The following is a 20,787-nucleotide window of genomic DNA, read 5'->3' as shown; positions in this document are numbered from 1 at the left end:
AGTATTGGAACGTAGACCAGTATAACAATAGAATTATTATAGATTACAAAAAAGTCACAGTAAAAATGCTGTGACTTTTTTGATGCAATATAATTTTAATTATATTGTATGCCTCGATATTTATTTTGGCTATAATTTAATATAATATCCATTATGCTGGCTCTTCTTTTTCCGTAATGTACCATTCACCCTTCGTAACACAGGAATAATCGAAAAAGCATCAGCATTTCTAAGGAGTTAACAATATCAAGTTTATAGGCTGAACCCTAATATGCTCCCATTTCTAGTAGATATATTAAATAATAATCTGTTTTAAAAATGGGAGCATTTTTGTGCTTAAACAACTAAATATACAACTTTCTTAAATAAGGAAAAGTTACCTTTAAAATAACCATAAACTTCTATGTATATAGTTTAAAATAAAGCACAATATAATATTATACATGAAATTATTATAAATTTAGAGGAGGTTATTAATATGTCGAGAAATAAAGTATTATTACCACAAGCTAAGGCTGGATTAGACAAATTTAAAATGGAGGCAGCTAAGGAAGTAGGGGTAAATCTTACAGCAGGTTATAATGGAGATTTAACTTCAAGAGAGAATGGTTCTGTAGGCGGACAAATGGTTAAAAAAATGGTGGAGGCTTACGAAAAGAATTTATAATAAGTAATAAGAAAGACATAAGAAAGCCTAGTGTACGCTAGGCTTTCTTATGTCTTTCTGTCGTTAAACTAATATATTTCACGACATCCAACTTTAATTACATTAATATAAAAAACATATTATATTATAAATTTTATATTAATGATTTTATGTAAATTAATAGTTATTGCTTTAGTACCATTAGATTAATCAGCCCATCACATCCCAGTAGTTTTAAAATGCCATATAAAATGAAATATGCAACTAGTAGACATATACTACCTAAAAAATAAACCCCCTTATCTTCAGTAAACATTGATATGAATAGACCTATAAATGAAATAAAGAGAGCTAAAAAAAATATTGTACCAAACATAAATATATCACCTCTTGGTAATATATTTATAAATGCTTTAATTAATGAATTTAAGTTAGTTATTTATTCTATATATTGACGAGCTCCTAATTACAACAATTATATTTGGGGTGCGGGCATCTTTTAGCGGAAAATATACTCTACGGCTCTAGACTATTCCTATTAATACCAGCAAACCTGTATTAATGGAGCTATAATTTCTATAAAACTGGTAAAACAAACGACCGTATTATTTACTTTATTATTTTAACTTCTTGCAATACAGTTTCAAGCTATTTCATGAGTAAACTTATAAGGTAAATAATTCAAAGTAAAGAGTGTCTATTAATTTGGATGCTTTTATTATGTAATAAGGCCTTTTGATTATTAATATTATACCCCCAATCATAGTTTTATTATCCTACAATTGAGGGTGTTTTTGTAATGTCCGTTTTTAGTGATTCAGTTCAGTACGCTAGGCTTTCTTATTTTTTTGTAACCGCATTAATGGAATATTATAAATATTTTCCCACGATTAAGCATATACTACCTCCTTATTATTTACCAAAAGTTTCTTTCCAATCTTTAGCAAATCTTTCTATTCCATTATCTGTTAAGGGATGTTTTATCATTTGTTTAATAATTTTAAGTGGTACTGTAGCAATATGTGAACCTGCAACTGCTGCTTCTGTAACATGCATTGGATTTCTTATACTTGCAGAAATTATTTCAGTATCTATTCCGTGTACTTTAAATATTGTAACAATAGTTCTTATTAAGTCCATAGCATTAGCATTTATATCATCAAGTCTTCCGATGAAAGGACTTACATAAGAAGCTCCTGCTCTTGCAGCAAGTAGTGCTTGTCCTGCAGAGAATATTAATGTTACATTTGTTTTTATTCCTTCTTTTGAAAGTACTTTAACAGCTTTAAGACCATCCTCAGTCATTGGTATTTTAACAATCATGTTTTTATGTAGCTTAGCTATTTCTCTTCCTTCTTTTATCATACCCAATGAATCTAATGCAATAACTTCTCCACTTATAGGTCCATCTACAATAGATGCTATTTCTTTTATTACTTCATTAAAATCTCTGCCTTCTTTTGCTATTAAGGATGGATTAGTAGTAACCCCACAAATAACACCCATATCGTTTGCTTCTTTAATGTCTTCTACATTAGCTGTATCTATAAACAATTTCATTTATTATTTCCTCCTCTAATTTAAATTAAGTCTAGGGATAAACCTTACTTTTACAGCAAAATTTATTAGTATTCATGTTATTTCCAACATATTGTGGCATTTCATTTATACTTTCTTAGCAGTTACCATTTTAAAGGAAAACTGTAGTGAGTAATCTGATTATAGTAATTTATTTTATGATTTCTCTTAATTTTCTAATGATTCCAGGATAGTCTACTTTTGAGAAATCTGTTACATCTATTTCAATCAGGTGACCTAGCTGAAATTTCCCATAACCGTTATTTTTACAACGATCCATAAACACATCATATGTTAAAAAGCCATCAGCCTTTGCGCGATTTTCCAATGTATCTCCCAAATGATACTTATTTACAGTATGGCTAAGATGACGTTCTGAATCCAGATCTCTCTGTTTGGAGCGTTCATATAATACATCTAGATCTCCAATCAAACGAATTGTTACTACATCATATTTATATGTGTTAGATATTTGCTTTAATGTCCCATACTGTTTGTCGCTAAAAGGATAGTCGGAAATAATCTGCTTTCCCTCATACATTTGAATACGCATCATACTGTAATAGGAAACCCAACTTTCACATTCTAAAAATTTTTTCCCATTTAAATCATCATATCCATATTGATCATATAATTTTTCTTTCAAATCATCCTGTGATACGATTGTAAATTCTCCACATGCTTCAATAATCTGATTGGCTAAATAAGATTTACCAGTTGCAGGATATCCGGCTAGCAGAATCATCACTTTTTTCATATACAGTGCACCTCTTTTTCCCCTTTTTATAAGAATACGGCATTAGAAATGATAATATCTAATACCGTAATGATTATAAAGAAATAAGTTGTAATTCTTATTCAAATGATAGCATCTACAGAGTTCAAGCAGTTATTTATTCATAAGGTATTTCATTTGAATTAACAGAAATTCTCTTTATATAGATCAAATGATCTCCAACCTTGATAGAAGATAATTTAGCAATTTCTTCATTTACCAAATCATCAATTAGATTTCAAAAGAATTTAGCTTTGTGGCAAAAATCATATTTATTTGTTTTTGCCAATAATATACTATTATTTATTTGAACTACCTAATATATCTATTTTATTTTCAATAACCTTTTGAACGGCATCATTTGAAGGTATTACAAGGTCTCTGCATGAATCTGCAAGGTCTGCTTTTTCTAAATGTTCCTTCGCATCTTTTACCCATGCTACATTTAGTTCAGTTCCTATATTTACTTTAGATATTCCACCTAATATACATTTTTTTAAATCTTCTTCGGAAACACCGGTTCCTCCATGAAGTACTAATGGAATATCGATTACATCATGAATATTTTTTAATACATCAAAACTAAGTTTTGCTTTTGATTTCCATTGTCCATGTGAGGTACCAAAACCTATTGCTAAAGCGTCTATGCCTGTTTCCTTAACAAATTTTACTGCATCTTCGGGACTTGTATACCTAACTTTTCCATCATTTAAAGCAACTCCATCTTCAGTACCTCCAATAGTTCCTAGTTCTGCTTCTACTGATACACCATGTTGTTTGGCATAATTAACTACTTCTTTTGTTTTCTTAATATTTTCTTCAAGTGAAAGTGCTGAAGCATCAATCATAACTGAACTAAAACCATTGTCTATTGCATCTTTAATTGTAAGAAAATCTTTTGTGTGATCTAAATGTAATGTGACATTAACAGCGGTTTCTTTAGCTAATTCTTTTACTACATTGCAAAGTAATGCTGCTCCTATATATTTGCATGTTGTTGGTGATATTTGTAATATAATAGGAGAGTTTTTAGCTTTAGCAGCCTTTATCATTGAAGGAACCATTTCAAGGCAATGAATATTAAATGAACCTACTGCAAATTTGTTTTTTCTAGTGTTTTTTAAAATTTCTTTTAATGTTAAATACATACTAAACAACCCCTTAATATTTTATTTTTTAATTAACTTATTAGTTTTTATTGTTGAATTTTATTTTTAAACTCTTCCTCGAATTACATCCTTAGATAGTTGTAATAAGGTATCAATTTTATCCAAGTAATGTTTCACGCCCTCAGTATTTTTTTCTGTTACAGCTTCTTTTCTTTTAATATTATATAGCTTTACCAAATCCGTATATGCCTTACCAAGAGCCTTCTTTTCACTAATACTAATTTCATAATATTTAATAGCATCATCTATTTTATCTGCTTCAAAGTACAAACTTCCAATTCTATTTAACACTTTAATCTTCTCATCATCTACAAGTGTATCAATAGTATTAGATAAAATTTTTGCTTCTTCTATTAACTTCTCTTTATCTAATGGTTTAATATTTTCTTGTTTTAAAGTTGAAGAAGTTTCTCTCATTTTCTTTTTTTTAAAAAACATTTATACCTCCTCCTTTATAGATTAAATTGCTTTAAGTATTGGAGTGATAAACCATGAAAATAGTAATGCTGCCGTTACAGTATCAACATCAGTTGCTGTTGCATTTATAAATCCCATTTTATTAAAGCTCACTACTAATAGTGCTGGAAGCAATGTTATGAAGATTCCATGAGCTATCGTGGCAATTATAGCCCCTCTTTTACCTCCGACTGCATTAGCAAAAACACCTGCAGTACCACCTGCGAAAAAGTTTGTTAGCATTCCTGGTAATATCATAGCTAGCCCAAACTTAGGTAGAAGAAACATTGCGATAACACTGCCTATTGTTGTACCTATAAAACCAATTGTTACAGCATTTGGTGCATACGCAAATAGCACTGGGCAATCGAGTGCAGGAATCGCATCTGGTACAACTTTTAACGCAATACCTCTAAATGCGGGAACAATTTCAGCTAACAAAAGTCTAACACCTGCTAATAATACGTAGACTCCTACAATAAATTGAACCGCTTGTAAGAACGCATATACAACATAATTAACATCTCCTGAAAGGGTAGAACCAAACTTAGATCCTGCGAAAAAAGCTGTTACAACATAAAGCGGTATCATAACAAATGCTAATGAAAGATATGTGTCTTGTAAAAACTCCAATCCTTTTGGTAAAACCAACTCTTCAGTTGACTTAGTTTTATCACCTACAAGCTTAGCCACACCAGCAGTAAACAGATATCCAACCGTACAAAAATGTCCTAATGCGATATCATTACTACCTGTTATTTTACGAACTATAGGTTGAGCAAGCGCTGGCATTGCAACTGCAAAAACTCCTCCAACAAATCCTCCAACTATTATTAATGCTGCTCCACTTAGCCCAGCAAAGTGTCCAAATATAGTAGTCATAGTGGCCATCCATAAGATTGCTTGACCAGTTAAAAATATATATTTCCATTTAGTAAATCTTGCAATGATTATATTAAAAACAAATATTGCTAAGAATGTTAGTGCAATTTGGTTTCCAAGATGTAAGTTATTCATTGCTTGCCCATTAATTGCTTCGATTGAAGGAACTATTCCTTGCATCCCGAATCCTTTTGTAAATATTTTTCCTAAATAGAGTAATGAAAGAACTATTATTCCAGACCCAGCAGATAATATTAGAAACCCTAATAGTGTTTTAAATGCTCCAGATATAACCTCTCCTGCTTTTTTTCTTTGTAACATTAATCCAAATAACGCTATTAAAGCAATTGTAATGGATGCTTGTGTCAAAATATTATTGACTATAAAATTTACAACAACCATGTTTATTCCCCCTTAAACTTAATATTTACAATAATGTTTTTTCATAAGTATTTAACACTAGCAAACTATAATGCACCTTTTTCTTTTAGAACTGGAACTAACTTCTCTTTAATCTCATTTTTATCGACTAATCGTTTTAGAAATATCTTAGTTGCAGTTGTCTCATATCTATTTACTAGTTTCTCAAAATTTGTTGCAGAGATAATAATATCTGCCCTTGAACCAGCAACTGAGGTAACATCAGAATGTTCTAATTTTGCAGTAACATTAAGATCCTTTAATACAGATTCAACGGTCATTTCACAAGCAAAGCTACTTCCTAATCCAGCACCACAAACCATTAATATTTTTAACATTTTATTTCCCTCCTTAATATAAAACAAGTTGATTATTATTCATTGCAAAGCCTACTAATATAATGTATGCGTTTACTAAAACTATATTGGAATATCACAATGAACTAACTTTCTTTCCAATTATCATTCCTTTTTCTGAAGCTATTTTTAACAAATTATTATCAAGTTCTTTTCTATTTGATACAACCGTAGATAGTGGAACCAAAACGCACCTACCATGATCCCAGCCAACCATATATCCTACCTTCCCATTCTTAATACTTTCCATCGCAAAACTGCCCATTTGTAATGCTATCAATGAATCAGCTGGATCAGGATCTCCCCCTCGTTGAAAATATCCTAACACTGAATGTCTTACCCTCATGCCTGTTAGTTCTTTTATTTTTTTGCCTATCACTATAGACATTCCTTGATCACCATGAATATAATCGTTGGTATCATATACAGCTTCTGAACAAACAATTATTACATAATCATTTTTACTTTTTAATATCTCATTAATCCTATTTACAATATCCTGTGGCTGTCTAGTCATTTCTGGAATTATAGCTATGTCAGCCCCACCTGCTAATGCACTAGCTATCGCGATGTGTCCTGAGTCCCCCCCAAAAACCTCTACCATAAAAATTCTTCCTGGCATGTTATGGGCTGTTTGGTGTAAACTATATAATACATCTGTAACTCTCTTAATTACTGTATTATAACCAACTGTACATTCTGTCCCATATATATCATTATCAATAGTTAATGGAATACCTAAACATGGCATACCTTGTTCAATTAATAATTCAGCTGCTTTGAAAGAACCATCTCCACCACATACTACAAGTGCATCTATACCAAGTGAATTTAAGCGCTTAATTATCTTTGCCCTGCCTTCTTTACTTCTCGGTGCAATGCTTCTTGAAGTTATCAAAATACAATTACCACTTACATTAGCCTGTTTTAAATTGATATCTTTAAAATAGATTGGATCTGAAGTTAAAATGCCATCATATCCGCCATTAAATCCACAGACTTCAATATTGCTATTTTTGCTCATCATACCAAATAATGCAGAATTAATACCTGGTGCATCTCCTCCACTAGTTATGACAGCGATTTTTTTGATAGGTTTCATGTTTACAATCAACCCCTTGTTTTAATCCTCATCTTTATCTTTTAATAAAGGTAATATTTCCTCTAAAGAGTTAGCATTTTTTAAAATTTCGATTTTTTCTTCATTATTAAATAAATTCACAAGTGTTGATAAAGCTTTAATGTGTGAATGATTATCAATAGCACCTAAACTTATTACAACACTTACAGGATCATTCTCCTCGTTTCCAAAATTTACGGGAGTAGATAATTTTATTAGACTCATGCCCATTTTGATTACTCCATCACTAGGTCTAGCATGTGGTAATGCTATTCCTGGTACGATAACTATATATGGACCCATTTCCTCAACCGTTTCAATCATTGCATTTACAAATCTAGGTTCCACAGATCCATTTTCTACTAATATTTCTCCACCCTTTCTAACTGCGTCTTCCCAATCAGAAGCATCCACATTAACTTTTATTGTATTTTTTGTTAACAGTTCACTTAACATCGGTTGATATACCTCCTTAATGTCTAACAGCCCTGCGTTTTCAAGGCAATTAGATAATTCTTGTATTAGTTTTGTTTTAGAAATTATTGAACAATTCTTTTCTACTGTTAGTAGAATTTCATCTAATAATCGTACCTGTTTATTAAATTCTTTTTCTTTAATAGGTGCGTTCTCTTTACAAAATTTGTTTATCTTCTTTATGTCCTTGTCTAGAAGCATTGGACTAACATTCAAAATAGGCTTGTTCAAATATTCAATTGGAATAGTTGATAATATCAAATCAATATTTTCTAAATTCATTAATTTGATTTGATGGATAGAAACGTTTTCAACTATTTTAAAATTATTAAATTCACTGTTTAATCTAGATTCTAGTAGTTTTGAAGTACCTACTCCTGTACTGCATGCCAAAATCACTTTATAAACATTCTTATGTGTATTTTTTTTCCTTTCATAGGCCGCTCCAAAATGAATTGTTATATATCCTAATTCTTCATCAGGTATTTTACTGCCAACAAAATTTTCTAAAGGTTCAATAGAACTTTCTACACTATTAAACATAAAACTGTATTGCTCTTTTATTTCCTTTAGCATGGGATTATAAAGCGGAAGATTATTCTTTAATCTATATATAGTTGGTCCTAAATGTTTTAATAAACCTTCATATAGAACATTATCATTAACAAAATCAACTCCCATTGCATTTCCGGCATTTTCTATTATTTTTCTTGATAATGCTTGTACTTGAAGCCAATCTCTATCTTTATGAATTTCTACATTTGTATTATTTTCTTTTCCGCTTAATAAATGAAGTGTTATATATCCTATCTCATCTATGGGAAATATAATTTTGAATTTTTCTTGTAATATTATTACCATTGTTGATGCAACTGAAAATTCATTTGATATTTTTAAAGTTTTAAGCTCATTGCATGACATATGAATGTCTTTACCAATCTGTATTCGTTTTATTGCCAATGCAATATGTAATACTAATGCTGAATAACTTTCATCTGATAAATATCTATTTAATTGTTTTTCGGCGGTTCCTACTATTTCCTTGATTACATCAATATCTAAATTCTCAAAAATCTTATTAAAACTTTCATCTAACTTGTTTTTACTTACTATGTCTACTTTCCTTATAGAGTCTGTGTTTATATTAAAACTTAATGATTCAAACAATAAATATAAAACTGCATTCCTGTAATCTTTTTCATTACCTATAACCTTAATGCCTTTTGATGGAATAGCCTCCAACCTTAATTTATGATTTTTGAGCCATTTCCTTACTTTTCTTAAATCATTGATTATTGTACTACGGCTGACCTTTATATCTTCAGCCAATTTATCAATTACTACATAACAATTAGATTCAAACATTGAAATCAGGATATAATTAATTCTTTCATTAGGATTAACTATATATTCATTTAACTCTTTATTACTTATTAACATTTTCAATTTTTCAATATGGTCCGCGTTTACCATATATGAAATACCAAGTTTAGAGTCTCTTTCAAGTGGTGTCAACTCATTGATTAATAGGAAATCATCAATTTTTTCAATATCATATCTAATTGTACGTAAAGATAAATTAAATTTTTTTGAAAATACACTTAATTTTACTGGTTTTTGCTCATCAATTATATAATATAGAATTTGAGCACATCTTTCATTAATCAATATGAACACTCCTTACAAATTTTGTATTTTTGTAATTGCTTCATATCATATTTTTAGTATATACGATATAAAACCAATTGTTAAGTTCATATTAATGCATACATATAGTGAATATTTTGCATTAATACAAAACTTCAAATTAATTTAATACAAGAAATCTAATGATACTAAACGGATCTAAATAGCATTAGTATAATTAATTCACAAAACATTCTATATATTTATAATAATAAAAAAATATTTTGAACTTATATTTAATGGGGATATATCTAAACTCATAGGATACAGAAACCTTGTATTTATCATAATATCGATAGCCTACATAAATACCTTAGTCATAAGTAACTCCGGTGGTTGAACAAAATTGCTCTCTGCAGATGAATATGGTAGAGATTTTTTACCAATAATAGTATCCTTTAACCTCCGCAGGGAAGTCTGTAGATAATTTACCAGATGGATTTGCAGCACTGTCAATACTTCTGACATCTTTTAACAAATCTTACCATGCAAGAACAAATAACAAAAGGATATTGTAAAAGATTTATGATTATGAGCATTCGTTCAATGTCTATAACCCATAGGTACACTGTTTTTATCAAATTTAACTAAAATCTAACTACCGCACTTCCGTTTGCTACTACCACATTCCCTAATGGAACTTCCCTACGGGCTACCCTTCCATTCCTCCATTTGGTCTGATTTAAGTCTATTAACCTATTCTTACAGTATCAACGATTAATTAGTTAAAATACAATTATGAATCTTCACTGAAAACTAATTAAATAATTTAATCTTTAAAACAGTGAATATTTCTAAAAAAAGTGGACAAGATATAAAAGACATAAAAATTTAATATCTCTTTTTAAATGAGGCTAATTGATACTAGTCTCTTTTATTTTTTTGTCTTTAAATATTATATTTGTAATAATCTTAAAAAATTGTACAAAAAGTAAAAACCTCCAAGATATTATTCTCAGAGTTTTTTACTATTGATTAATGGTTTTATAATTATAACTTCATTACACTTCTTACAAACTAATGGCTTTTAAGGGTCGATACAAATATCGGTTGTAAAAATTTATTACAAAGTGTGGTAAATAATGATAATATTATATATAGGACTTACGACGTAGTCGTAGAAAAATGTGATGTAAGACTATTTATATTTGTAGAAATGGGGAGATTGTTTAATGAAATTAAGAGCGACTGTTTTGGATTCTGATAATTCAGAAGAACTATCGAATTTTTATCAAAATTTATTAGGTTGGAAGAAAAAAGTATATCACATGGATGATAAATATATTATTGTATACAGTGATAAAAACGAAGCAACATCTTTGGTATTTCAAGAAATTCCTAATTATAAAAGACCAGTGTGGCCACCTGAGGATGAAAAACAACAACCAATGGCTCATTTAGACTTTTTTGTTAAAATGGATGAGTTAGATAAAGAAATTGCCCATGCAATTTCCTGTGGTGCAAGGTTAGCAGATATTCAATTTTCAGCAGAATGGACAGTTATGATTGACCCTGCTGGGCATCCTTTTTGTCTTATTTTGATGCATTAAAAATCTAATGATTAAATTAAGCGAGCCTAACCCTACCACGCAATCTTCATTTATTGTTCATCAACTTTAAAAGGCAGCAATGCCTTTTTTCTATATAATCTACTAATATACCTTTTTGGCGGGATAGGCAAAAACACCCAGTATCCATCATAATACTTTCCATGCATTATAAGGTAGTTGAGATTAATTTTAATCTCCTGTCAAAGAATGTAGGAACTATCGCTGTATGGATAGCTTGTATTATGCTAGGAGCGATTATTTCGTCCTGGCTTGAATAATGAGCTGGAAGGTAGCTTCAATAAAAAGAAGTTGCCTTTTGCTTTTTACAAGCTATTTACAATTCGTAATCTTTAGCAAGTTCGATATATCACAGTTATTCTAGGGTTAGCGGAGAATCATACTAACCACCCTTTGGTTGGTGTTGCCGTCTTCTTTCATAGAATCTTCCCTACGGGCTACCTTTCCATTCCTTCAGTTGGTTTAATAATAAGGGGCTTGTTCAAGTTTCATGGTTGTGTATAAAAAAATATTAATGAATATTGCTCAAGCTAACCAATATTTTTACGAATATCTCTTAAATTTTAAAGTTATTGTTTTTCAATATGCAAACCCCATTTAAGATAATTTTCGTTATGTTGTATGCCTTGTGAATCTAATGAAATACCAATAGATCGAAGGAGCATTCACTATAACACTTATTTTGTTGAATGTAGATGCTAAGGGATACAAAAATATACTAATATGTAACATATTATGGTAATATGATGTAAGCTATTGCAATGATAAGATTAAAAAATATGGAGGTGCTAAAAAAAGTGATTACATGGGAACCAATTAATAAAAAAATTGATGGTATATACCTTGATTCAAACAATATGATTGTTCCAAGACATAACTATTTGACTGGCTCAAAAAATTATGCCTTGGCAACCTTAGAGCAACTTATTGGCCATTTAAGTCGTAAAAATATTAATGATAATATGGTTAGATTTTTAAGTACGTCATTGTTAGAATTGACGGAAAAAGGAGAATCAAGGTATTATGAAGTTATAAAAGAAGTTTTTGATATGACAGGAAGTTATGAAGAAAAATCTGATGATGTTATTGAACAGGTAAAGGTTAAATTCTCTAAAAATACATTGACTCTTCCTGAAAATGTAGTTTTAAATGAAATTTCATCTATGAATTATAATGAATATTTATTTAAATCTGACTATGAAAAATGTGATTATGCTGCAATGAAAACTTTATCTATGCTTGCGTATCAAATCATTTTGCAAGGATTACAGAAATATATTGATAGCGTTGAAATTTTTGTTGCAACAAATGGTGAGATATCATCTTGGGAATATTCTTATAGTGACGAGCAATCAGAACATATTTGGTTTAAATGGACTTCATTAGATAAAATAGATTATTATTATTCAATTTATGAGGTCCATTGTTGCGGGTTAAAAGAAGATTCAATGTTGGATCTGGCTTCAGCTGACGCAGTTGAGGAACAATTTACTACTGGTCATAATAGAATCTTATCCTACAATATGCTTGCAAAACAATATTGTGGTGTAATTGAGCAAGAGATAAATGAAATTATTCAGTTGGTAGATTCAAGAAATAAGCCTAGAAAACATCTTATGTGGTACGAAATGATGATGTATGTACGTAAACATAATATTGAATTAATTTCAGGGTTATTTACATTAAATGAAATGCTAGAAAATTTATACGAGACAAGAAATTTATCTTCACACGGAGAAAAAATTTCAAAAGAAAATTATGATAAGATTAAATATTATAAAGGACATCAATTGTTTGAATTGTTATCTTGGACTAAATTAGAGTTAAAAGGAGAAATAATTGAGCCAAGTGTAGATTCAATGAGCGATTTAATTTAATAAAATTAAAAGTGAGAAATAATGCATAAATGGAGTGTATATTCTCAATTAGAGGCTAAAAATATCCCTTATAGGGTGGTTTATTAGTTACATTAATGTAACTATGAGGGTATAGGCTAGTTATAAGGATACAATAAATGTCGTGAAATTATCTTTTCACGACATTTACTATTATTACTTTTACAACAAATGTTTATGATAAAGATAATATAATATTAAAAAAAACATCTGCTCTCAAAATGTACCCTATAAAGTAGACAATAAAAAAAGTCTACTTTATAGAGTACATTTTATTATCTACTTTATATTTAATTAAAGGGGACTCTAATTAAACAACAAACTACTTGTTTATTACCATATTTTACAATAACAAGTAATTATAATTAGTATACCATATTTATGTAAAAAATATGTTGCGTTCACTCATTTATTTGCCCATGCACTTATTAAATAGAATAGAACAAAAGCCCTTTAAGATAACGTTTATTATGTTGAATGGCTTTTTATTTAGAGTGCAATATATTCCGATATTTTCAATAATATCTCTTAAATTTTGAAGCTATTATTTTCTAAACTTAAAAAACATAAATCAGATATGAGGCAAACAATTTACGAAGTACCGGGTAGGGAACAATATATATCATACCCTGTTTTTATGAGTGTATGGTACTGTATAAGGAAATACCTTTTCATTCTCCATATACTCATTTGGTTTTTGTATAAACTGCTTACACTGGTCTATCTCCCTATTCTGTGTACACTTACAGCATTGGGGAGTAAATATTAACTCTGATGTCATTTCCCCTCCAATGCGTTCCTCCTGTCTTGCCCTATAATCAGCCTTTTCTTTTTCATTCATCCCATTCCACCACCTTTATGATTTTTGTGTTACTGTATATAATCATGCAATAGCCTTAATTATTTCAATTTATTTAAATCTTTAAAAAAATCTATAAATTTTTTTAATTTTATGTACACACTTATGCTTACCTAAGAATACCATATAATAGACCGATTTTAATACTTAAAAAAAGTTAAAAAAGGATAACACTATGAATTAAATTAAACCAAAAAAAGAAATATTTCTTAAATATATCATAAGGATGTAGGGGTGGGGTGAGGTGGGCTTTTGCCCTCCTTTCCCATGTAATTTTTTAACGAACATTACTTTTTTTCTTATTATTCTATTCATGTGCATACCTTATAAACTCACTAAATCACTGTCTTTGAGGGACTTACTTTGAATATCACTTTATACATGGTATTGTGAGTGATTATTTTATGGTAAATAATGAATTTAAGATTTTCTAAATAAAAAAAAGAAGGCAAATTATTAAGCCCCTTATTATTGCATACTTATTTTATTATTTTTCCTTAACTGAAAACAATAATTCTTTTTTCTTAATAGAAAACTCTTCTTCTGTTATAATTCCATCATCTAATAATTCTTTATATTGCATAATCTCATCTGTTACTCTTTGTTGTTTCCGCTCTAATTCCAATAACATCACCCCAGTTACATTGTACTATATTATTATTAGCTGTGGACTTTTATGTACCAGCATCTCTAGTTTACCATGTTTTTACTTTTTGGAATATATGCTGTAAGCCAATGTTACGCGTTAAATTTGATAATTTACGTTTAGGTGATAATATAAAAAGTTCCTGTAAACATCCTCAGACGGAAACTGGCATGCAATATAACGAAAATTATCTTAAATGGGGTTTGCATATTGAAAAACAATAACTTTAAAATTTAAGAGATATTTGTAAAAATATTGGTTAGCTTGAGCAATATTCATTAATATTTTTTTATACACAACCATGAAACTTGGACAAGCCCCTTATTATTAAACCAACTGAAGGAATGGAAAGGTAGCCCGTAGGGAAGATTCTATGAAAGAAGACGGTAACACCAACCAAAGGGTGGTTAGTATGATTCTCCGATAACCCTAGAATAACTGTGATATATCGAACTTGCTAAAGATTACGAATTGTAAATAGCTTGTAAAAAGCAAAAGGCAACTTCTTTTTATTGAAGCTACCTTCCAGCTCATTATTCAAGCCAGGACGAAATAATCGCTCCTAGCATAATACAAGCTATCCATACAGCAATAGTTCCTACATTCTTTGACAGGAGATTAAAATTAATCTCAACTACCTTATAATGCATGGAAAGTATTATGATGGATACTACAAAAACTCCTACTTTAAGATGCTCCATGACAATTCCTCCTATAAATAATCTTCAAATTATTCATCGAATGTAGAATTACTTTTGCATCGGTTGCCAATCAATTTATAAGCTTTTGTAAATGATTTTTTAACCTTAAGTAGGATATCTAAATTATTGACAGCCTTACAATAATTATTCAATGAAGGGGATGAATTTTATAATATAAGATCAATTTTCCACATTTTAAATCCCTGTAAACAGGGTGGCACAAGCTAGTTACAATTACAAAAATACGTTAGAGTATATTTAAATCGTTGTTTTGATTAATTTTAATCCTTAGCGTGTAATTTCCGCGTTTTGCTGCCAGTACCCCTATATTAATTATATTGTGGAAAATTAATAACCAAGGATGATATGTCTGGGGATATAGTATAGAGGAGTGTTATGTTGTATGAAATTAATTGATTTTTATTTTACTAATAACAAATGCCGTGAAATTATGTTTTCACGACATTAACCTTTTATGATATTTTTACTTTTACAACAATTGTTCTTTTATTTAGATTTTGTAAGCTTATTTCGATCTTCCATTTGAGGAGGTTCTTCCATCCATTTGTGTTCTATCATTAGCTTACTACCTTTTTTTGCAAAATCAAATGCATCCTTTGAAATAAGTGCCAGCTTAGAATGCAAATCGCCTCTCATACTAAATGATGTACCTAAAGCATTGTAACCTACTGCTGTGTTGTTCAATAAACTTGTAATAAACATCATAAGTTTATCTGAGAATGGTGTTGTTGTTGAATCGGTGGCTCTGCCTGCCCATGTACTTGGAGGTTGAATATCACTTTGTAATAATATATCACTTAATTTAGAAATTATATTTTTTGCTAATTCTTTGCCTTCAATGAAGTATTTTCTAACTTCATTGTCTGTTGCAACTTGTGCAAATCCTGTCATCAACTGCATACCAAAGATATTATCTTCAATACCTTCATTAAGAAAACCAACCTCAAGTGTATTTAATGAGCGTTTACCAGAAAAAGGATTATGACCACTCATGTAACTTTTATTTTCAATAAATTCTACTTTCTTTGGCATAGTCACATATGGAGGTTTTGCAAGTACCCCTTTTCCTAATAGATATTTTGTTGTTATAACATAGTATTTATTAGCAACCTCGTTGTTAATCTTAAATATATCTTGAACTTCTTTCGTATATGACATAGCTGAATATACAGAACAATACCCCATATTTAATTTCATCATTTGACGAAGAAACATTATATGAAATATATCATCAAAAAGAGTAGGTGCCTCCATTACAACATCCTGTTCAGAAAATGCTATTGGAAGAACTGCTTTTTCATTATTAAATATATCCACAATGTCAGTTTTTATATTTTCTCCTTTTGTAATAAATTCAGCTATTATGTTTTGAGCTTCTTTATCAATAGTTTTATTTTTAAAAAATTCGTGTATTAGTAACCTTGCTGACTTTGATATATAAGTCGACCATAATGTACCTAATTCTGATGAAGTTATTTGTATTTTTGCTTCAGTTGTCATTTAAATCCTTCTTCCTTTGATTTTTAAGATTACATAAAATCCTTATTATTTAATATATATTATGTTTAAATTCATCTTATTTTATGCTACTATATGGTATTTTCATTAAAAAAAATAAGATATGAGGACTTATAAGTGCAATACCCCAAGCATACAATGGCTTTTTATAATGAAGATAATACCAAGAACAATATATAATTAAATATAGTAGAAAACCATATATTCCAACCATTAAAATGAGAGAAATATCCAAGTTTTAGGCCAATACATTCTGCTATAGTGAAAACAACAACATAAAACGAAATATGAATAATGATTTTCGTCATTTTCTTTGGAAAATTAGGAATAAATAGCATTACTGTACTTGGATATACTGTTATACAAATAAATAGATCGCAAAACGAGTGATTTAATATTTTTGTATCATACAACCATAATGTATGATTATATGTTAAAAAAATACAAACAACATTACTTAAAATCAGGAATAAAATTGTTGGATAATATTTTTTCCAATTTTTCCAATCTCCAAATTTATAGCAAATAGCAATGGATACAACTGCAAGCAATATATAATACATAGGAAAACCTGCCTAATTTGAATAATAATATTAGTTAACAGTGACTAATTAATATTATTAATGCCCTAATTTATTTAAATTATAAATTAGGGCATTCTTATAAAGTGCGTTAAATTTATATTGAGTTATTGAATATACTAAAAGATATAGCCTATGATGCCGTGAAAGAAACCATGATTTCACGACATTTGTTATTCTAATATTTATAAAGCTCAACTATCCTGCTTATCGCCAAACATCAATATGATCTTTTATAAAGTCGTCTATTGTTATAGGTTTTCTTTTCAAAAGTAATTCAGCAGTATTCGTAACATGGTTTGCCATGCCTAATTTTGTTGTAATATATAATACCATCATTACCGTTGCAAATTTTTTTTTAATCCCCCTTTTAATCATGTCTTTTCTAAATTTAAACGGAGATGGATTTGAATATGTGATTTTTCTTTCAAGTACTCTTGTCATGGTATCTGCAACTTCAAAATAAGTAATAGACTCAGAACCCGTAATAGTATATGCCTTATTTTTATGCCCTTCCTCTGTAATTGTTCTGCCAATAATTTCACCAATATCTCTTGTATCTATAAAGCTAACTTTAGCTTTTCCTGAAGGGATAAATAGGTCGTCTCGTTCTTTGATATCCTCTGCATGTGTTGTCGATAAATTTTGCATAAAAAAGCTAGGCCGAATAAAGGTGTAAGGAATTTTAGACTCTACAATAGCCTTCTCAATTTTGTGATGGGGTGGAAAAGGATTTTTTTCTGCACCTAATAAAGATAAAAATACAATTTGAGTTACTCCAACTTCTTTGCATTTTTGAATAAACGGTATAAATATTCCTCTGACATCTGTCAATTGTGGAGGTCTTACTAAAAATACTTTTTTAACACCATGTAAAGCCGTTTCATAGGTTATTGTATCTTGGAAATCAAAATGTATATACTGTATAGAATCATCTTGGTGTTTGCTCCTTTCTATGTCTCTTACGCCTGCTATGAAGTCTATATTTATACTTTTCAAATAGTTAACTACTGCACTCCCTACATTCCCGGTTACTCCGGTTAATAATATTTTATTATCCATCATTCTTCAGTCCCTTCAATTAATTTGAAAATCATTCCTGTAAATTGTTTAGTTTCTTCTTTTGAATAAACTGAAAATATATTAATTGTTAATTCATCACTTATGACTTTAATTTTATCAACTAACTTATTAGATTCTTTATATATCTCTAAATAAGAAGATCTTTTATCTTCTGGATTGTCAATTTTAAGAACTATGCCTTTTTTCTCTAATCTATTTATAACCCCTGAAATAGTTGGCCTATCTGATCCGAGCTTCTGAGCTATTTCTGCTGCCGTAATTGGATGATCTGATGAATATATTTGAATTATAACTGAAAACTGTACAGCAGTTATGTCGAATTTCTTTAATGCTTTATCCAATTTGTTTTTAAGATTCCTTGATGCCTTGATTATTAAATAAGATAGGTTTTGCATATGGCGCCTCCAATGTAGTTAGTATACTAACTACATTGGCAGTATACTAACTTATCCTATATTTGTCAATCCGATAATGAATCTAAACCATTAATAGTATAATTAAAACCAAATTTATTATTTTGACCAATTGAATTTAAATACAAATAAATAGTTTCTATCGTATTATTAGTAATAACACATTTCAATTTCTATATGAAAATCATGGTTAATTATAGTATAATTGACTAAATATTTATTTCGTAGTCGTAAAAAAACATGTCATAAATAACGTGGAGGTAACCGTATGATTATAAGAAAAATTGAAATTAAGGATTCAGAAAAATTCTTGAATATGTTAAAGCAATTGGACAATGAAACAACCAATATGATGTGGGAACCAGGAGAAAGAAAAACGACTATAGAAGAAATGGACTCTAATATTAATAATATATGTAATTCAAAATCGTTAAGATTAGTAGCAGAAGATAAAGGAGATATAATTGGCTTCTTATCATCTGAAAGAGGATTTGCTAAAAAAATAAGCCATAGAGCATATATAGTTATTGGGATATTAAGAGATTATAGAGGTAAAAAAATTGGAGTAAACTTATTTGAAGAGTTGCAGAAATGGGCATTAGAAAATAGGATTACAAGATTAGAATTAACTGTGATGGAACATAATGAGGGTGCAATTAAATTATATGAAAAAATGGGGTTCAAAAAAGAAGGTTTAAAAGAAAACTCACTTATAGTTGATGGGAAATATGTTGCTGAATATTATATGGGGAAAATTATCTAACTGTCATGTAAAAGACTGCAATATACAACAAATCTACATTTGAAATGTTTCAATTTGCATTGTATAACTTTTGAAAAAGATTTATTATTGTTATAAATCTATTTGAAGGATTAGCTAATATGAGAAGCCTATAATTCATTCAATAAAAAAAAGGTATTATTTACTTATTTACCCTCTTCTTGTTTAATCAAACTATAAAATGTATTCTTTTTTAGATTCAATAATTCCATAGCCTTTACCCCTGTTATATTTTTTTGTTTCCATTGCTTATAAACTTCTTTAAAGTTGCTTGGATATTCTACCTTAGGTCTTCCAATTCCTTTACCATTGTTCTTACTTCTTAATACTGCAATCCCTTCTGTTTGTCGTTCCTTAATACTTATTCTTTCATGTTCTGCCATAGTGCTTAATACCTCAAGTAATAAATTATTAATCATATCTATTAGCCATTCTTGACCTTCTTTTATATCCATCATAGTTGTTGGTATTTCTAAAATTTTAACTCTTACACCTTTTAATTTATAATATTCTAACTCTTGTTTTATCTGTTGCTTATTTCTTCCTAACCTATCCAAGGATTTAATATAAATGGTATCGTCTTTCTGTGATACTTTTCTAAGTAATTGATATTCCTTTCTGTCCATATCCTTACCACTTTGCTTATCAGTAAAAATATAATTAGTATCAACATACTTTTCTAAATCCACCATTTGCCTACCTAAATTTTGTTCTTTAGTGCTTACCCTTGCATATCCATAAATCCTCATATACTTAATACCCCCAAATGTTCATTTATCTCATGTATTAAGTATAACATAATAGTTTGAAAAGGTGGAGCCCGTTTTACAAACGTTTAAATTTACATTTTACAACCTTGATAAACGTTATGAATGGCTTGGATTGGTTAATTTTATTCTGTCCTATAAGGTATACCTTTATAAACGATAGCTCAATAGGGTGTGACATTACGTAAATAAATGTCATGAAATTTATATTTCACGACATTTGCTTTTTTCAATTCCAATTATATTAAGGGTTAAATGTCCTTAATTGATTTTGAAAAATCACCAATTGCTTTTCTAATTACTTGAACCATCTCTTTAGGGGATTCTCTTTCTTTATTGTCTATCCATTTATATAATATATTCCAAAGACCACCTATGTTATAACGACTTAT

22 protein-coding genes are annotated in these 20,787 nt (G+C 29.4%); 5 read left to right on the top strand and 17 right to left on the bottom strand.

Annotated elements, in window-relative coordinates:
* Positions 1-478: 478 nt before the first annotated feature.
* A complete protein-coding gene (locus tag LGK95_RS19570) occupies positions 479-667 on the top strand; it encodes an alpha/beta-type small acid-soluble spore protein (protein ID WP_226126597.1) in 189 nt (62 codons plus the stop codon).
* An 891-nt stretch (positions 668-1,558) separates the two neighbouring features.
* On the opposite strand, the gene fsa is transcribed toward LGK95_RS19570, so the two are convergent.
* The 9 genes from fsa to LGK95_RS19525 all read right to left on the bottom strand — a co-directional run bounded on the left by fsa (position 1,559) and on the right by LGK95_RS19525 (position 10,030).
* On the bottom strand, positions 1,559-2,206 hold the full coding sequence (gene fsa, locus LGK95_RS19565) for a fructose-6-phosphate aldolase (protein ID WP_226126596.1): 648 nt from the start codon (positions 2,204-2,206) through the stop codon (positions 1,559-1,561).
* A 169-nt stretch (positions 2,207-2,375) separates the two neighbouring features.
* Positions 2,376-2,969 carry an AAA family ATPase gene (locus LGK95_RS19560; protein WP_226126595.1) on the bottom strand — a complete coding sequence of 198 codons (594 nt, stop codon included), beginning with the start codon at positions 2,967-2,969 and terminating at the stop codon, positions 2,376-2,378.
* 329 nt (positions 2,970-3,298) lie between these two features.
* Positions 3,299-4,147 (bottom strand): class II fructose-bisphosphate aldolase, encoded by an 849-nt coding sequence (locus LGK95_RS19555; protein ID WP_226126594.1) that lies wholly within the window; start codon positions 4,145-4,147, stop codon positions 3,299-3,301.
* Between the two features lie 66 nt (positions 4,148-4,213).
* Positions 4,214-4,606 (bottom strand): tetratricopeptide repeat protein, encoded by a 393-nt coding sequence (locus LGK95_RS19550; RefSeq protein ID WP_226126593.1) that lies wholly within the window; start codon positions 4,604-4,606, stop codon positions 4,214-4,216.
* A 21-nt stretch (positions 4,607-4,627) separates the two neighbouring features.
* The gene (locus LGK95_RS19545) at positions 4,628-5,908 is read right to left on the bottom strand and encodes a PTS sugar transporter subunit IIC (protein WP_226126592.1); all 1,281 of its coding nucleotides are present in this window, start codon (positions 5,906-5,908) and stop codon (positions 4,628-4,630) included.
* Between the two features lie 65 nt (positions 5,909-5,973).
* The gene (locus LGK95_RS19540; RefSeq protein WP_226126591.1) at positions 5,974-6,264 is read right to left on the bottom strand and encodes a PTS sugar transporter subunit IIB; all 291 of its coding nucleotides are present in this window, start codon (positions 6,262-6,264) and stop codon (positions 5,974-5,976) included.
* Positions 6,265-6,358: 94 nt separating this feature from the next.
* Positions 6,359-7,384: a 6-phosphofructokinase gene (locus LGK95_RS19535; protein WP_226126590.1), complete on the bottom strand. Its 1,026-nt coding sequence runs from the start codon at positions 7,382-7,384 to the stop codon at positions 6,359-6,361.
* 21 nt (positions 7,385-7,405) lie between these two features.
* Positions 7,406-9,544, bottom strand: coding sequence for a BglG family transcription antiterminator (locus tag LGK95_RS19530; RefSeq protein ID WP_226126589.1), 2,139 nt, complete (start codon positions 9,542-9,544; stop codon positions 7,406-7,408).
* Between the two features lie 318 nt (positions 9,545-9,862).
* Positions 9,863-10,030: a hypothetical protein gene (locus LGK95_RS19525; protein WP_226126588.1), complete on the bottom strand. Its 168-nt coding sequence runs from the start codon at positions 10,028-10,030 to the stop codon at positions 9,863-9,865.
* Between the two features lie 604 nt (positions 10,031-10,634).
* Between LGK95_RS19525 and LGK95_RS22580 the strand changes: the two genes are divergently transcribed.
* The 3 genes from LGK95_RS22580 to LGK95_RS19515 all read left to right on the top strand — a co-directional run bounded on the left by LGK95_RS22580 (position 10,635) and on the right by LGK95_RS19515 (position 13,007).
* A complete protein-coding gene (locus LGK95_RS22580) occupies positions 10,635-10,766 on the top strand; it encodes a hypothetical protein (protein WP_264174620.1) in 132 nt (43 codons plus the stop codon).
* Complete coding sequence (locus tag LGK95_RS19520; protein WP_226125278.1) at positions 10,735-11,112, top strand: VOC family protein; 378 nt, start codon at positions 10,735-10,737, stop codon at positions 11,110-11,112. Before LGK95_RS22580 ends, LGK95_RS19520 begins: the two co-directional genes overlap by 32 nt.
* Positions 11,113-11,927: 815 nt before the next feature.
* Positions 11,928-13,007: a hypothetical protein gene (locus LGK95_RS19515; protein WP_226126587.1), complete on the top strand. Its 1,080-nt coding sequence runs from the start codon at positions 11,928-11,930 to the stop codon at positions 13,005-13,007.
* A gap of 640 nt (positions 13,008-13,647) precedes the next feature.
* On the opposite strand, the gene LGK95_RS19510 is transcribed toward LGK95_RS19515, so the two are convergent.
* The 7 genes from LGK95_RS19510 to LGK95_RS19480 form a co-directional block, all read right to left on the bottom strand.
* A complete protein-coding gene (locus tag LGK95_RS19510) occupies positions 13,648-13,866 on the bottom strand; it encodes a hypothetical protein (RefSeq protein ID WP_226126586.1) in 219 nt (72 codons plus the stop codon).
* 505 nt (positions 13,867-14,371) lie between these two features.
* Positions 14,372-14,509, bottom strand: a complete 138-nt coding sequence (locus LGK95_RS19505) for an SHOCT domain-containing protein (protein ID WP_226126585.1) — start codon at positions 14,507-14,509, stop codon at positions 14,372-14,374.
* 554 nt (positions 14,510-15,063) lie between these two features.
* Positions 15,064-15,231, bottom strand: a complete 168-nt coding sequence (locus tag LGK95_RS19500; protein ID WP_226126584.1) for a hypothetical protein — start codon at positions 15,229-15,231, stop codon at positions 15,064-15,066.
* Between the two features lie 507 nt (positions 15,232-15,738).
* Positions 15,739-16,752: a DUF3231 family protein gene (locus tag LGK95_RS19495; protein ID WP_226126583.1), complete on the bottom strand. Its 1,014-nt coding sequence runs from the start codon at positions 16,750-16,752 to the stop codon at positions 15,739-15,741.
* Between the two features lie 164 nt (positions 16,753-16,916).
* The gene (locus LGK95_RS19490; RefSeq protein WP_226126582.1) at positions 16,917-17,333 is read right to left on the bottom strand and encodes a CBO0543 family protein; all 417 of its coding nucleotides are present in this window, start codon (positions 17,331-17,333) and stop codon (positions 16,917-16,919) included.
* A gap of 225 nt (positions 17,334-17,558) precedes the next feature.
* A complete protein-coding gene (locus LGK95_RS19485; protein ID WP_226126581.1) occupies positions 17,559-18,416 on the bottom strand; it encodes an SDR family oxidoreductase in 858 nt (285 codons plus the stop codon).
* On the bottom strand, positions 18,413-18,829 hold the full coding sequence (locus tag LGK95_RS19480) for a MarR family winged helix-turn-helix transcriptional regulator (RefSeq protein ID WP_226126580.1): 417 nt from the start codon (positions 18,827-18,829) through the stop codon (positions 18,413-18,415). Before LGK95_RS19480 ends, LGK95_RS19485 begins: the two co-directional genes overlap by 4 nt.
* Before the next feature lie 286 nt (positions 18,830-19,115).
* Between LGK95_RS19480 and LGK95_RS19475 the strand changes: the two genes are divergently transcribed.
* Positions 19,116-19,610: a GNAT family N-acetyltransferase gene (locus LGK95_RS19475; protein ID WP_226126579.1), complete on the top strand. Its 495-nt coding sequence runs from the start codon at positions 19,116-19,118 to the stop codon at positions 19,608-19,610.
* Positions 19,611-19,774: 164 nt separating this feature from the next.
* Here LGK95_RS19475 and LGK95_RS19470 read toward each other — a convergent pair whose 3' ends face one another.
* On the bottom strand, positions 19,775-20,377 hold the full coding sequence (locus LGK95_RS19470) for a recombinase family protein (protein WP_226126578.1): 603 nt from the start codon (positions 20,375-20,377) through the stop codon (positions 19,775-19,777).
* Positions 20,378-20,787: the final 410 nt, after the last annotated feature.

The organism is Clostridium algoriphilum, from assembly GCF_020443705.1.
GTDB lineage: Bacteria > Bacillota > Clostridia > Clostridiales > Clostridiaceae > Clostridium_AD > Clostridium_AD algoriphilum.
This window is presented reverse-complemented; position numbering and strand designations above follow the sequence as displayed.